At 62.0% G+C, this 14,070-nt stretch carries 14 protein-coding genes; 13 read left to right on the top strand and 1 reads right to left on the bottom strand.

Annotated elements, in window-relative coordinates; all coding sequences use genetic code 11:
- Positions 1–2 precede the first annotated feature (2 nt).
- From DVO78_RS01285 to DVO78_RS17390, 7 genes are all read left to right on the top strand, one after another.
- Positions 3–1,997: a thiamine pyrophosphate-dependent enzyme gene (locus DVO78_RS01285; RefSeq protein ID WP_120002992.1), complete on the top strand. Its 1,995-nt coding sequence runs from the start codon at positions 3–5 to the stop codon at positions 1,995–1,997.
- Positions 1,994–2,812, top strand: a complete 819-nt coding sequence (locus DVO78_RS01280; protein WP_120002991.1) for an HpcH/HpaI aldolase family protein — start codon at positions 1,994–1,996, stop codon at positions 2,810–2,812. The genes DVO78_RS01285 and DVO78_RS01280 overlap by 4 nt, the downstream gene beginning before the upstream one ends.
- The gene (locus DVO78_RS01275) at positions 2,799–3,761 is read left to right on the top strand and encodes an NAD(P)-dependent oxidoreductase (RefSeq protein WP_120002990.1); all 963 of its coding nucleotides are present in this window, start codon (positions 2,799–2,801) and stop codon (positions 3,759–3,761) included. Before DVO78_RS01280 ends, DVO78_RS01275 begins: the two co-directional genes overlap by 14 nt.
- 562 nt (positions 3,762–4,323) lie before the next feature.
- Entirely contained in the window at positions 4,324–5,226 is a 903-nt protein-coding gene (locus DVO78_RS01270) for a substrate-binding domain-containing protein (protein ID WP_338016549.1), read from the top strand.
- 33 nt (positions 5,227–5,259) lie between these two features.
- Positions 5,260–6,318, top strand: a complete 1,059-nt coding sequence (locus tag DVO78_RS01265; protein ID WP_120002988.1) for an ABC transporter permease — start codon at positions 5,260–5,262, stop codon at positions 6,316–6,318.
- Positions 6,315–7,262 carry an ATP-binding cassette domain-containing protein gene (locus DVO78_RS01260; protein ID WP_120002987.1) on the top strand — a complete coding sequence of 316 codons (948 nt, stop codon included), beginning with the start codon at positions 6,315–6,317 and terminating at the stop codon, positions 7,260–7,262. The genes DVO78_RS01265 and DVO78_RS01260 overlap by 4 nt, the downstream gene beginning before the upstream one ends.
- A 453-nt stretch (positions 7,263–7,715) precedes the next feature.
- Positions 7,716–7,892, top strand: coding sequence for a hypothetical protein (locus DVO78_RS17390; RefSeq protein ID WP_157983798.1), 177 nt, complete (start codon positions 7,716–7,718; stop codon positions 7,890–7,892).
- A gap of 601 nt (positions 7,893–8,493) precedes the next feature.
- Here the strand turns inward: DVO78_RS17390 and DVO78_RS01255 are convergent.
- Positions 8,494–8,697, bottom strand: a complete 204-nt coding sequence (locus DVO78_RS01255) for a hypothetical protein (RefSeq protein ID WP_120002986.1) — start codon at positions 8,695–8,697, stop codon at positions 8,494–8,496.
- Positions 8,698–8,857: 160 nt separating this feature from the next.
- On the opposite strand from DVO78_RS01255, the gene DVO78_RS01250 reads away from it, so the two are divergent.
- The 6 genes from DVO78_RS01250 to DVO78_RS18275 all read left to right on the top strand — a co-directional run bounded on the left by DVO78_RS01250 (position 8,858) and on the right by DVO78_RS18275 (position 14,009).
- Positions 8,858–10,081 carry a Gfo/Idh/MocA family protein gene (locus tag DVO78_RS01250; RefSeq protein WP_120002985.1) on the top strand — a complete coding sequence of 408 codons (1,224 nt, stop codon included), beginning with the start codon at positions 8,858–8,860 and terminating at the stop codon, positions 10,079–10,081.
- Between the two features lie 32 nt (positions 10,082–10,113).
- Positions 10,114–10,998, top strand: coding sequence for a sugar phosphate isomerase/epimerase family protein (locus DVO78_RS01245; RefSeq protein WP_120002984.1), 885 nt, complete (start codon positions 10,114–10,116; stop codon positions 10,996–10,998).
- Complete coding sequence (locus tag DVO78_RS01240) at positions 10,995–12,056, top strand: Gfo/Idh/MocA family protein (RefSeq protein WP_120002983.1); 1,062 nt, start codon at positions 10,995–10,997, stop codon at positions 12,054–12,056. The genes DVO78_RS01245 and DVO78_RS01240 overlap by 4 nt, the downstream gene beginning before the upstream one ends.
- A gap of 11 nt (positions 12,057–12,067) precedes the next feature.
- Entirely contained in the window at positions 12,068–12,910 is an 843-nt protein-coding gene (locus tag DVO78_RS01235; RefSeq protein ID WP_120002982.1) for an SDR family oxidoreductase, read from the top strand.
- A gap of 33 nt (positions 12,911–12,943) precedes the next feature.
- On the top strand, positions 12,944–13,207 hold the full coding sequence (locus tag DVO78_RS01230) for a LacI family DNA-binding transcriptional regulator (protein WP_120002981.1): 264 nt from the start codon (positions 12,944–12,946) through the stop codon (positions 13,205–13,207).
- A 244-nt stretch (positions 13,208–13,451) separates the two neighbouring features.
- Positions 13,452–14,009 (top strand): LacI family DNA-binding transcriptional regulator, encoded by a 558-nt coding sequence (locus tag DVO78_RS18275; protein WP_120002980.1) that lies wholly within the window; start codon positions 13,452–13,454, stop codon positions 14,007–14,009.
- Positions 14,010–14,070 lie beyond the last annotated feature (61 nt).

Here is a 14,070-nt window from a genome sequence, read left to right as displayed (position 1 = left end):
TCATGGTTCAGGGAATCTCGGGGCAGACAGTACGCCTCACCGCCGCACAAGCCATTGTGCGCTACGTCTCGGCCCAGTATTCGGTCGCTGATGGCCAGGCCCGACGTTTCGTGCCCGCAGCGCTCGGCATTTTCGGCCACGGCAACGTCGCCGGTTTCGCACAGGCGTTGGCTGAACACGCAGACCGCCTGCCATTCGTGCAAGGGCGCAACGAGCAGGCACTGGGCCACATGGCCACCGGCTTCGCGAAGGCAACCAAGCGGCGCCAGACACTCGCTGTCACCGCCTCGATCGGTCCTGGCGCGACAAATCTTGTGACCGCTGCAGCGCTGGCGACGGTCAACCGCATTCCGCTGCTACTTTTCCCCGGGGATACCTACGCCACTCGACGCCAGGGCCCGGTGCTTCAGCAGCTCGATCTGCCGGGTACCCCAGATGTGACTGCGAATGATGCATTCCGCCCCGTTTCGCGTTTCTTCGACCGCATTGCCCGCCCAGAGCAGCTGCTCACCGCGCTGCCGCAGGCGTTCCGCTTGCTCGCCAACCCCGAGGAAACCGGAGCTGCCGTGGTGGCATTGCCACAAGACGTTCAGTCGCACGCCTGCGACTTCCCCGTGGAGTTCTTTGAGGAGTGTGAGTGGGTGATCCGCCGTCGTGTGCCGGACACCAATGAAGTCGCCCAGGTCGCTTCGCTGATCAAACAGGCCGAGAAACCTTTGGTCATTGCAGGTGGAGGTGTCATCTACTCCGAAGCGCAGCAGACACTGACCGATCTCGGCAAGCAGACTCGGCTGCCCATCACTGAGACCTTTGGCGGCAAAGGCGCGCTTACCGAAGACGGGCCGTGGGGAGCCTTCGGCATCGGCCTTGAGGGATCGCCGACCACGAACGCGCTGGCCGCCGAAGCCGACCTCATCGTGCATATCGGCACCAGGCTCACCGACTTCGCCACCGGATCGCAGTCGCTGTTCGCAAACCCCGCAGTGCGCTTCGCATCCATCAACATCGTCGAGCACGACGCCGTGAAACAGGGTGCCACTGCAGCCATCGCCGATGCCCGACTCGCACTCGAGGGGCTCACCGCGGAGCTGGAGAATTACCGTGTGCCGGCAGTCTGGGGCGAAAGGGTCGAAGCAGCTCGGGCTGAGTGGCTTCCCGCTCGTGCTGCTGCGCTGGACCCTGATACGCGATTCCCGAAGGAGGAGCACTCGGAGCTGCCTGACACCGATGCCGTGCTGACTCAGGGACAGCTCATCGGGCTGCTGCACGAGCACGCCCAGGCGGGTGACACGATCGTGGCAGCCGCTGGTGGGCCTCCTGGTGACCTGCAAAAGGTGTGGGACGCGACTCAGGGGCGTACGGCGCATCTTGAGTTCGGCTTCTCCTGCATGGGTTACGAGCTGCCCGCGGCGATGGGCGTGCGGGTTGCCGATCCCGATCCCGCGCACCGGGTGACTGCGTTCATCGGCGATGGCACCTTCATCATGATGCCCACCGAAATCGTTACCGCGGCCCAGGAAAGCATCCCGTTCACCCTTGTCATCTCCGAGAATCACGGCTACCAGGTGATCCGCCGACTGCAGATGTGGCGCACAGGAGAGCACTTCGGCAATGAGTTCCGCTATCGCGAAGGCCCCGGCGCGGAAGCTGCTGCAGGGGCATTGGTCGGTGCTGTCCACAAGGCTGAAATGGCTGCTGCGCGGGAGAATCGTCTGGAAGGCGACTATCTGAAGATCGATCTCGCGCAGATCGCCGGAGGACTTGGGGCTGAGGTGCGGAAGGCAACCACCAGCCAAGAGGTGCGCGCAGCGCTCGATGAGACTCGCGATGTGCGCGGCCCGGTCGTCATCGTGGTGCCCACGATTCCGCACGCCGACTTGCCCTCTGCAGGAGCATGGTGGGATGTTTCACCTGCTGAAGTCTGGGAACATGTTGACACCTCCGAAAAGCTCGGCGAATACAGTGAGGGCCTTACGCTGCAGCGGTGGCACGGATGAGCTGTGCAGGGGGAGCACGCCACGCAGGGGGGCCGCTGGTCGCCGGGCGCACCCTTCGTGAGCGTTTTCTCGCGGGTGAGACAACTATCGGCACATTTCTGGGGCTCGGTTCGGTGAGCGCGGCCGAGGTGTGCGCTGCGGCAGGACTTGACTGGGTGCTGGTCGACCTCGAGCACGGTGGCGGCGATGAGGATCAGGTCGGTGCCATTGTCGCCGCCGTTGGAGCTTACGGGACTGCCACGCTGGTGCGCGTTGAGCAGCCGGAGCGGATTCGCATCGGCCGTGCCCTTGATTCGGGTGCCGCAGGCGTGATGTTTCCGCGCATATCCAGTGCTGCCGAGGCGGCAGAGGCACGCAGTCACCAGCTGTACCCGCCCGAAGGCGGACGCGGGGTCGCGAGCTACAACCGTGCAGCCCGTTGGACCCTGGACACGGCGGCATTAGACCGGTCGAATGAGCAGGCCATCGGCATCGTGCAAATAGAAACTCGGGGCGCAGTCGATGATCTCGAGGCCATCACTGCGACCCCCGGAGCCGACGTTCTCTTTGTCGGTCCGCAGGACCTGAGCTACGCGCTCGGAGTGCCGCGCCAGTTCGATGACCCCGGGTTTCAGGAGGTACTCGACCGAGTGGTCGATGTGTGCCGGCGGCACGGCAAAGTTGCCGGGATTCTAGCCAACGACCGCGCCACGATCGATCGGTATCGTGCCCGTGGCTTTGGGTTTCTCGCGCTCGGTTCTGACGCGACGCTGCTCGCCTCAACTGTTCGCGCCTCGATTCCCGAGGGACTCGGGGTGAAGCATGCCACAGGGTGAGAGGCTAGCAGGACTCGATCGGGATGGGACATCTTCGGCAAGGGCCCCAGTGGTCGTCGGTCTGGGACCAGTCGATCCGGCTTTGGTTCTGCCGCATCTGCCTGAGAACGTGGTGTTCGTCGTCGAGCCGTCTGCGAATGACCTTGCTCAGGCCGACGGCGCGATTGTGCGTGCGGCATATGACGTGGGCCGAGCGCTGCTTGCGCGGATGCCGAACCTGCGGGTCGTTGCCCGCACGGGTGTCGGTGTGGATCGCGTCGATGTCGAAGCGTGTGCGGAAGGCGGCATCGCCGTAGCGGTGACACCGGGAAGCAACAGCCGTGCGGTCGCCGAGGGCGCATTTGGGATGATCGCCTCACTGGTGAAGCGGGTTGGCGAGTCGAACGCCTTCGTCGCCTCTGGCCGGTGGGGCTTTGAGGCGGTGCCGGTACCGGGAGATCTGTACGGCAAGACGCTGGCGGTGCTCGGCTACGGTCGCATCGGCCGCATCATTTCTGGATTCGGTGAGGCCTTCGGGATGCGAGTGATAGTGCATGACCCCTATGTGCAGTCTGAGACTCATGAGAATGTCTCACTGACAGACGCAGCGCGCGAGGCCGACGCGATCACGCTGCATCTGCCAGGCGGTGGCGGGGAATTGCTGCCGATCGAGCTTCTGCGCAGCGCGCGGCCCGGGTTGGTGCTCGTGAACTGCGCTCGTGCTGATCTGGTCGACGCTGAAACCCTGCGCGTCGCGCTCGACGAGGGTGTGCTGGGCGGAGTAGGCCTCGATGTGTTTGCGGCTGAGCCGGTGCAGGGGCATCCGTTGGCGGGCGATCCGCGCGTGCTGCTGAGTCCGCATACCACGGGCTTGTCGGAGGGGGCGATGGTGGCCACGTTTCGCATGGCCGCCGAAGCAGTCACTGCCACCCTCGAGGGAGGGTCCCCCGCCTTTGCCGCCCAGTGCTGAGGCCCAGTCCAGCACGTGATCTGGATGGAGCGTGACAGTGCTGTACATGCGGTTTTTCATGAGTGACTGGCAGACCGTCAACCACATCTCAAGCTGGTGAACCGTGTCGGCAAGTCATGTATTGACAATTGACTGAGAGCCATGTCACAATTTGGACCGGTTCAAGTTTGTCAGGACATTATGTAGACCATGTTGTCAGGACGGCTGACCGGAAGTGTGGAACCGGGCGTTGGACGGCAGCATTGGCCAGCGTTCTGGCTGTAGCGTTGCCGATCAGCGCATATCAGCCGCCGTCAAGCACTGGGTGTTATCAAAGCATCACTGGGCCTACCCCAAAGGCAGCGATGTTGTGATAACGCGAAACTGAGGGCGAACGCTTTGAACGCCATAAGTTCAAATAGATGAGGGAGTGAAATCTATGTCGACGTCAGATCAACGGCGCTGGACAAAATTTGGATTCGCAGGAATCGCCGCGGTAGCAGCTTTGACGCTCGCTGCGTGTGGCGGTGGTCCGGCAGGTGCTGGAGGTGGCGCAGGCGATGGTGGCGTCGAGGAAGACGATTTGCGCGTCGCCCTCATTACCCACCAGGCTCCTGGTGACACCTTCTGGGATATTGTTCGCAGTGGTGCCGAGGCCTCGGCAGAGCGCAATAATATCGATCTGCTGTACTCGAGTGACCCAGAGGCCTCGGGGCAGGCCCTGCTCGTGAGCCAGGCAATCGAGCAGAACGTAGACGGAATCGTGGTCACTCTTGCTACGCCAGAGGCTATGTCAAGTGCTGTGCAGGACGCGCTTGCCGCAGATATCCCTGTGTACAGCATTAATGCTGGCGAAGATGAATACGCTGAGATGGGAGTCCTGGCGCACTTTGGACAGAATGAGTACATCGCCGGCCAGGCAGTCGGTGAGCAGCTCAACGAAGAGGGATCGGACCGCGCGATCTGCGTGATCCAGGAGCAGGGCCACGTTGGACTGGAAGCCCGCTGCGAGGGTCTCGCCGATACCTATGACGGGCAGTCCGAAGTTGTGTATGTCAATGGTCAGGACATGACCAATGTTGCCTCGACGATCACTTCAAGCCTGCAGACAAACTCCGACATCGACTTTGTGGTTGCCCTCGGCGCGCCTTTCGGCATGACCGCAATCGACTCGGTTGCCGATGCTGGAAGCGATGCTCAAGTTGCCACCACGGATGTGAGCGGCGATGTGTATAACGCCATTAGGGACGGAGATATGGCTTTCGCCTCGGACCAGCAGCCCTGGCTGCAGGGTTACTCCAGTATCGAGGCGGTCCGGCTCTACGACTCCGGGGGATACATACTTGGCGGTGGCCAGGCCGTGCTTACCGGCCCGGCGGTCATCACTCCTGAGAACTTGGACACGGTCGCCGCCCAGTTCGAGGACGGTGCTGACTCGGATTCTGATGAGGACGAGCAGGCACCCGATGATGAGGACGAGGGCTAGACGGGATACCAGGCTGAAAGAGAGTGGCAGCTGATGAATAGCACAGCTAAGACTGTACCGAAAGATGAGCGTGTTGCTTCGGGGAACTGGTTTACGAAGTTCTTCACGAAGCCCGAGGCCGGCGCAGTAGCCGGTGCGGTAGTGGTGTTCGCAATTTTCGCGATCACTGCGCCGCAGTTCACCCAGCCATCTTCCATGGCAACAATATTGTATGGTGCCTCGACGGTCGGCATCATGGCGCTGGGTGTGTCACTGCTGATGATCGGTGGGGAGTTCGATCTCTCGACTGGCGTCGCGGTGATATCCAGTGCGCTGTCGGCGTCGTTGTTCGTGTACTGGTTCGGCACGAACGTGTGGGTCGGCGTACTTCTCGGCCTGGTGTTCTCACTCGGCGTGGGCTTCATCAATGGTTGGTTGTTGATGAAGACGAGGCTGGCGAGCTTCATCGTTACCCTGTCCACATTCTTCATGCTCACAGGGTTGAACCTGGGGGTCACGAGAATGATCACTGGTGGGGTGGCCTCGCCCTCGATTGCACAGTGGCCAGGGTTTGACTCGGCCGCGGCGGTCTTTGCCTCCAGCGTCCCGATTTTCGGGGTGAACCTGCGCATCACGGTGATCTATTGGATTGCGCTGGTGATCCTTGCGACGTGGATTCTGCGCCGCACAAAGGTCGGCAACTGGATCTACGCGTCTGGCGGCGCTCCCGAGTCGGCCCGTGCGGTCGGCGTGCCCGTGTGGCGCACCAAGATTGGCCTGTACATGGGTGTCGGGTTCTGCGCGTGGCTGTTGGGCATGCACAACCTGTTCGCTTTCCGGACTGTGCAGTCGGGTGAGGGTATCGGTAACGAGTTCCTCTATATTGTTGCCGCGGTGGTCGGTGGGTGTTTGCTCACTGGTGGTTATGGTTCGGCCATCGGTGGCGCCATTGGTGCCCTGATCTATGGCATGGCGCTGAGCGGTGTGGTGTATGCGGAGTGGAACCCGGATTGGCTGCGGTTCTTCCTTGGCGCGATGCTGCTGGGCGCTACCGTATTGAACTTCTCGCTCCAGAGGCGAGCGGCCAAGGGAGGAGGCAGGAGGAAAACATGAACGCCCAAGCTGAACAGGTGACGTCTGCGAGGCAGGCCGGGGATGCTGACCCACCCCTTGTTGAACTTCGTGAAGCCGAGAAGCGGTATGGCAACATCATCGCCCTGCGTGACGTGAGTTTGAAGGTAGGCGCTGGTGAGGTGATGTGCGTGCTCGGCGACAATGGCGCCGGCAAGTCCACCCTCATCAAGATCATCGCGGGCCTGCACCAGCACGACGGAGGTGTATTTGAGATCGAGGGCGAGCCGGTGAAGCTCGGCTCACCGCGTGAGGCGCTCAATTACGGCATCGCGACCGTGTACCAGGATCTCGCGGTGGCGCCGCTCATGCCGGTGTGGCGCAATTTCTTTCTTGGATCTGAGACCACGAAGGGATGGGGTCCGTTTAGGCGGCTGGATATCCCCTTCATGAAAGAGACTGCGAAGAAGGAACTGCTCGACATGGGCATTGACCTGCGTGATGTTGAGCAGCCGATCGGCACCCTCTCCGGTGGTGAGCGTCAGTGCGTGGCGATTGCCCGGGCGGTGTATTTCGGCGCCAAGGTCCTCATCCTGGACGAGCCGACCGCAGCATTGGGGGTGAAGCAGTCGGGTGTGGTGCTCAAGTACGTCATCCAGGCTCGTGAACGCGGCCTGGGCGTGGTGTTCATTACGCACAACCCGCACCATGCCTATCCGGTGGGCAACCGGTTCTTGCTCCTCAAACGTGGCCAGAACATCGGCTACTACGAGAAGGACGAGATCACGCTCGAAGAGCTCACCGGGCTCATGGCTGGTGGAGCCGAACTTGAGCAGCTGGTGCACGAGCTGCGTGACGCGGGTACGGACACCAGCGAGGTGCGCGCGATCCGCGATGAGGTACAGCACGACTCCGCAGCCGGGGTCGGAAAAGTGCCCCTCACGGAGGCTGTGAAGATCGTGGACCTACCCGAACAAGAACGCTAACTCCGCAATCGAGGTGAGTTGTGACCGGGGCACCTGCTCAACCGGACAGGTTAAGCAGGTGCCCCGGCCATAGGCGTGATGCGCTGCCTCATGGAGGCGGTGCCATCGAAGAACGATGGCAAGGCGAGGGAGTCAGCAGAGTCTGTCTCGGGGCGTCGGGTCGCGCAGAGCTGCCCAAGCCCAGTGCCTCGAGAGCATACTCCGCTCCAAGCTGCCCGAGACGTAGCGCATGCTGGTCGATGGGTGTGAGCCCGATGCCGGGAAGTCAAGCAGCCTGTGTATTGTTGTAGCTTACGACCTACAGTTGCTGCGGAACCCTGATACCCAAGTCGGCAGCTGCGGTGAGCACCCCCAGGAGCAGCTACGTCGTTATCGGCGAAGATCGCAGTCGGGCGGTCTGCCCTGTGCAGCAACCCGACGGCAGTAGTCGTAGCGTCATCGATCGAAAACCCGGTGTCAATCTCGTCCGGGGGCGATACCGGCCTGGAGTATCGTCTCGCGGTACCCATCGCGGCGTGCATGATCGAGGTCGCCGTTCGGAGGGGAGAGGTGGGTGACGCTGCGGTGGCCAAGCTCAAGCAAATGCTGCGTGGCGATGATGCCGCCAAGACGGTCATCGGTGGCCACTGAATCGATGCCTGGCTCAGTCCCTTTACCCCGTGATAAGCCAGGGCATAGTGGCTCGCTAGACCCCGGCCTCCTCGGCTACGGAGTCCATGGTGACGGTGCGCGGGATGGTAGTCATAGAACTACTGATCATACGGTGCCACGATCACTGGACGGCGCTCTGCTGAGCTGTCCAGGTCCGCCGGCACCACGCGCATCGTATGAGGTGACTGCCCCTGATTCGAAGAGAACAGTGAGCAGTGCCGTGTCATCGTTGCTGGCTTCGCCGAACTCGGTCTCTGAGACAGTCGCAGAGCGCCCCATGCTCCCCGGTCGGCATGGGGTACTCGATGAGTGTGCCTCCTCCGCTGGCCTGCTGGACGAAAGGCCAGGTGCGGGCACTGTGTGGGTCGAGTGTATAGTCGGCGAAGTAGTGGGCGCGGCCGAAGTATGGGCGGCCGATGCGACCCTCGGCCACCGCTCGGCAGCCGTAGCAGGGATATGCCGGTAGGAAGAGAATCCGACCGCCGCGATCTGGTCCGGCCGTGTTGCCGCGATCTCTGCCATTTCTGCGGCCTCTGTGGCAGTGGCGCCGACTGGCTTCTCTGCGCGTATCATCGAGGATCTAGTCGATCGATGCGGGAGTGCGTGCGAATCCATAGCGCGTTGCGACTTCATCGGCGAGTGCGCTGTTCGGGTCGACGATAGTGTCGAGCTCGACTCGCACGCGGCTCAGGACATCGGCCATCGCAGCGTTGCGGTATCCGAACGCATGAGCTTGACCGGCCAAGCCGGCTCCGACAACTGCGACGCGAATGATCTTCGGCATAAAGAGTTCTCTCATTTGGTGGTGTGTTGACACCTGTCAGCGCTGATCTCTAGAATTTGGACCGGTCCATTCTCAGGGTTTCAAGGGGTTGAACGGCTCGCAGACTGGCCCACAATGACGTATAGGTGCGCCGCACCTCGACCGGAAAGAAGCATCGTTTATGCAGACCAATGAAGACGGGACCACGACGATCGGAGTCGGGCTTATCAGTGTGGGGTGGATGGGCCAACTGCACAGCCGCGCCTACTCGAATCTGCGCTATGTTTACCCTGACCTCAAGGTCAAGCCGCGGTTGGTACGCGCTGCTGATCCGGCCGCGGCGCGAGCTGAGGATGCCGTTGAGGTGCTCGGCTACGAGAAGGCATCCGCGGACTATCACGATGTGCTGAACGATCCCGAGGTCGACGTCGTCTCGATCTGCGCCCCGAATTTTCTTCATGCCGAGATCGGCATCGCCGCAGCTAAGGCTGGCAAGCACTTCTGGATCGAAAAGCCTGTGGGCCGCGGTAAGGAGGAAACTCGCGCAGTCGCCGAGGCCGCGGCCGCGGCCGGGGTTGTGAGCTCGATTGGGTTTAACTACCGCCACGCTCCTGTGGTTGAGTATCTGCGCGAGATTATCGCTGCAGGAAAACTCGGCCGCATCACCAATATCCGCGGCCATATGTTCGCTGATTACTCCTCCAACCCCAACGGAGCACTCTCGTGGCGCTTCGTGAAGGCTCTGGCCGGCAACGGTGTTCTTGGGGACCTCATGGGCCATCTGGTCGACCTTGTTCAGTACGCGTTGGGGCCCATTGCCGAGGTGACTGCTGTGACCTCGACCGTATACACGCAGCGCCCTGAGCTACCTATGGGAAGTGGCACCCACTTCGCTGTCATAGAGGACGGCGAGATGAAGCCTGTTGAGAATGAGGACTACGCGGCGATGCTCGTGCGTCTCTCAGGCGAGGCGGTCGCACCAGAGGCAGTAGGCACCCTCGAGGCTTCGCGCGTCTCTGTGGGGCCGCGCTCCAGCTACGGCATCGAGATCTACGGCACCGAGGGCTCGGCGCACTGGGACTTCGAGCGCATGAACGAACTGCACATCTCCGGCGGACTTGGGACGCAAGACCAGGGCTATACCCGCGTGATGGCGCACCCGGGTATGGGCGATTTCGGTCGTTTCCAGCCAGGTTCAGGAACGTCGATGGGCTATGACGACCTCAAGGTGATTGAGGCGAAAAAGTTTGTTCAGTCGGTGTTGGGACGCGAGTCGTTCAACTCGAATATTCAGGATGCGCTCTCCGCCGCACAAGTTGTCACCGCTGCGGAACGATCAGCTGAGACCCGGGCTTGGGAGCCGAGCGCAGCAGTCTCCGGCACTACCGCCGCGATCAAGTCTTAGCCGACATCAGAACTACGCACCAGGGAGTAAGCATGAACGCACGCATCGCATCCGCGCCCATCAGCTGGGGTGTCATCGAAGTCCCGGACTGGGGACTGCAGCTTGACCGTGAGCGTGTGCTCGGTGAGATGGTCTCGCTAGGGATTACCGCAACCGAATTCGGTCCCGAGGGCTTTCTCCCCGACAACCCAGCCGACCGGGCCGTCGCACTCGCTGATGCCGGACTTCAGGCCGTCGGTGGATTTTTCCCAGTGGTGCTGCACAAGACAGCGGAGCCCGGAAGGGAGGGGGATCCGCTGCCCATCATCGAGCGCGAACTGGAGGCCTATGTCGCTGCTGGAGCTGGCACGATGGTGCTCTCGGCTGTGACGGGGGAAGTCGGCTATGACGGCACGGCCGAACTTTGCGAAGAGGAATGGCGAACCCTGCTCGCAAATCTTGACCGCGCACTCGATGCCGCTGCGGCCGTTGGCGTCGTGGCGACGCTGCATCCGCATTTGGGCACTGTCGTCGAGACTCCTCAGGCCACGGCCCGAGTCGTCGAGGGTTCACGGATTGGCCTCTGCATCGATACTGGTCACTACACCCTCGGCGGAGGCGACCCCTTCGCACTGGTGCAGCAGCACGCTGAGAGGATTGTGCACGCGCATCTGAAAGATGTCAGCCTCGACATTGCAGCACGCGTGCGCGCAGGAGAGATTGATTACCGTGAGGGCGTGCGCCAGGGCATGTATCAGGCGCTCGGTGTCGGTGACGCGCGTGTGGCCGAGATCATCACGGCACTGCGCGACTCAGGCTACGACGGATGGTATGTGCTTGAGCAGGATACCGTCGTCGAGAACGAAGACGATGCGAAACGTGCCTTCGAGAACGCACGCCTGAGCGTCGAATTCATTCGCGAGGCAGTGGCGGCATGACCAGCTCGGACCCGTTGCGCATTGGCCTGCTTGGTGCATCACGCATCGCGGAATTGGCGATCACCGAAGCCGCTCGGGAGACCGGTGACGAGCGAGCCGCAGTCGCCGCTCGTGATCCTGAGCGCGCCCGCGCCTATGCGGCTGAGCACGGTTATCACGGCATCCGCGACAGCTATGCGGAACTCATCGCGGATGACTCACTCGATCTCATCTACATCGGCCTGCCCAACGGACTGCACGCCGAGTGGACCGTGCGAGCCCTCGAAGCGGGACGCTCGGTGCTTGTCGAGAAACCACTCGCCTCGAACCTGCCAGAGTTCGACCGTATGGCTGCGAAGCTGACGGCTGAGATTGCTGCCGCTGATGCGGCCGGGACTGCGGCAGGTTGGGCATGGGAGGCGTTCCACTACGCCGACCATCCACTCATGTCCCGTCTGATCGAGATCGTGCGCAACGGCGAGATCGGCGCTGTCGGCCGAGTGCGGGTGGCCATGACCATGCCGGGACCACCCCCAACGGATCCTCGCTGGAGCTTCGACCTTGCCGGCGGTGCCATCATGGACCTCGGCTGCTATGCGATCAATGCTCTGCTGTTAGTAGGTGAGGCACTTGACGCGCCCCTGCAGCTGATTTCTGCACAAGCAGATCTCTACGCGACTGATGCCCGTGTCGATGCCGCAGTGCGTGCTGAGTTCACGCTTGGTGCGGTGCCGGTTGAGATGTGGACAGATATGCAGAGTCCTGAATGGGACTTCAGCTTCGAAGTCCAAGGAACCCGCGGTTCAGTGTTTGCGCCGAACTTCGTGAAGCCGCAGGAGGATGATCGGCTCATCGTGCGAGGGGGTACCGGTTCAGTCAACGCGGACGACTGGGAAGAACGGGTCGAACACATGGGTAAGATCTCCTCATACACCTACCAGCTGCAGCGTATTCGAAAGGCGGTGCGCAGGGGGGACTGCAGCACTGTAGAACTCGAGCGCTCTCGCCGCACCATGGCGCTCATCGACCAGGTCTATGAGACTTGCGGCCTCCCCCTGCGTCCGGGCCGACTCAACTGAGAGGAGTTACTATGCAGCAATTGATGACCGGAAAGGTTCTGCTTGTCACCGGTGGCACACAGGGGCTCGGTCTAGCGGTTGCCGAAGCCGCGGCGCGTGAGGGTGCTGAGGGCATCGCAATCGTTGGCCGCAGTCGAGAGAAAGCGGAGCGTGCCACGGCGGCGATCCACCGCATTCTCAACGGTGAGGAACTTGCGGATGGGGCTCCTTTCGGCGGCACTGACGGCACTCCAGACAGTCGCGTGCTGGCGATTATCGCTGACCTGGGCAAGCCGGGCGAAGCTGAGCGTACTGTCGCTGAGACTATCGAGCGTTTTGGACGCATCGACAGCCTCGTGAACGCTGCTGGCTCCACTAGCCGTGGCGCGTTGCTTGACACGACGCGCGAGCTGCTCGACGAGCACCTCGCGGTGAACCTCGTTGCGCCGTTCATGACCATGCAGGCCGCTGTTGCTGACATGACCTCGCGCAGTGCTCCCGGGACGATTGTCAATATCCTGTCGATGTCGATGCACGGCGGACAGCCGTATCTGGCTCCCTATGCGGCCTCGAAGGCGGGACTCGCGGGTCTGATTCGGAATGCTGCATTTGCCCACCGCTTCGACCGTGTGCGCATCAATGGGCTGAACATCGGGTGGACGGCAACACCAGGGGAGTCGGTGACACAGCAGACGTTTCACAACGCCGATTCTGATTGGCTCGCTGCGGCTGAGGTGGCTCAGCCGATGGGTAAGCTTGGGCAGCCCGATGAAATTGCCGATGCGGTGGTGTTCCTGCTCAGTGACCGAAGTGGTGTGGTCACTGGCTCGATCATCGACTGGGATCAGAATGTGCCCGGTGCCTACGACGGATGAGGCAGACTCCTCCCCGCGTGGGAATATAGGAGCATGAGGCAGCCTGACACCCCCATAGGCCGCGACAAGGTCGGCCCTGCAGCACGCCGGCCCACCATGCAGGATGTGGCCGACCGGGTGGGGCTGTCGCCCCCTCTTGTCTCGATTGTGCTGCGAGGGGTGCCCGGTGCTTCGGACGAATCCCGGGAGCGCGTGCTCAGAGCCGCCCGAGAGATTGGTTATTACCCGGATGCATCTGCTCGTCTGCTTCGGCAGCGACGGACGCGGCTGCTCGGTGTGCTGTTCACTATGCGATAGCCGTTCGAAGCCGATCTCGTCGATGCCCTCTACGCAGAGGCTGCGATTCGAGGGTACAGCCTTGTGCTCAGTCATATGGGGCCGGGGCGCACACAGCAGACCGCGCTTGACGAGCTGATGCGGCAACGCATCGAGGCCCTCATCGTGCTCGCCGCGGAGAAAGGGTTTGGATTGATTTCCGATCTGCCCGAAACCGTACCTGTGGTGCTGCTCGGCGGTCCGCGGGCGGACTCAGATTCCTTCGATGAGGTGCGGGTCGAAAACGCGGCAGGCATTGGCCTTTCCGTTGATCACCTCGTCGGACTCGGACATCAGAGTATTGCGTATGCCGGGCCTGAAGCAGGGCCGAATGCAGGCGAACGCTACGAAAGGGTATCTCTTTGCCATGCAGGGACATGGGATCGGGGACCGGACTGTGATGATCTCAACCGAATACACAGAGGCGGGTGGTCACGCTGCGGCCCATAAACTCCTCGACCTTGACCCGCGCCCAACTGCCGTGGTGTGCGCAAACGACCGCTGTGCCTTCGGACTCGTCGAAACGCTAGTGCGCGCCGGAGTCCAAGTGCCCGGTAATATCTCTGTGATTGGATTCGACGACAGCAGCGTTGCACGCTTTCCGTTTCTCGATCTCACAAGTGTGCGGCCCGATCCGCGGCGCATGGCCGCGCTCGCGATAGACGCTGCCGAGAGGCGTATCGAAGACCCTGCCTCCCCTGTGACGGAACACCGAGTGATGGTATCACTCGCCGTGCGAAGCAGCACGGGGGCCGCACTGCGAGGTGGGAACTTGAAGCGGTAACTAGCACGTTCTAGTTTTACCTGCTGTCGTCGGCGTCACTGTTGAAGTGTCAGCCCGAAAC

The sequence above is a fragment of the Nesterenkonia muleiensis genome (genome assembly GCF_003600155.1).
GTDB classification, from domain to species: Bacteria; Actinomycetota; Actinomycetes; order Actinomycetales; family Micrococcaceae; genus Nesterenkonia; species Nesterenkonia muleiensis.
This window is presented reverse-complemented; position numbering and strand designations above follow the sequence as displayed.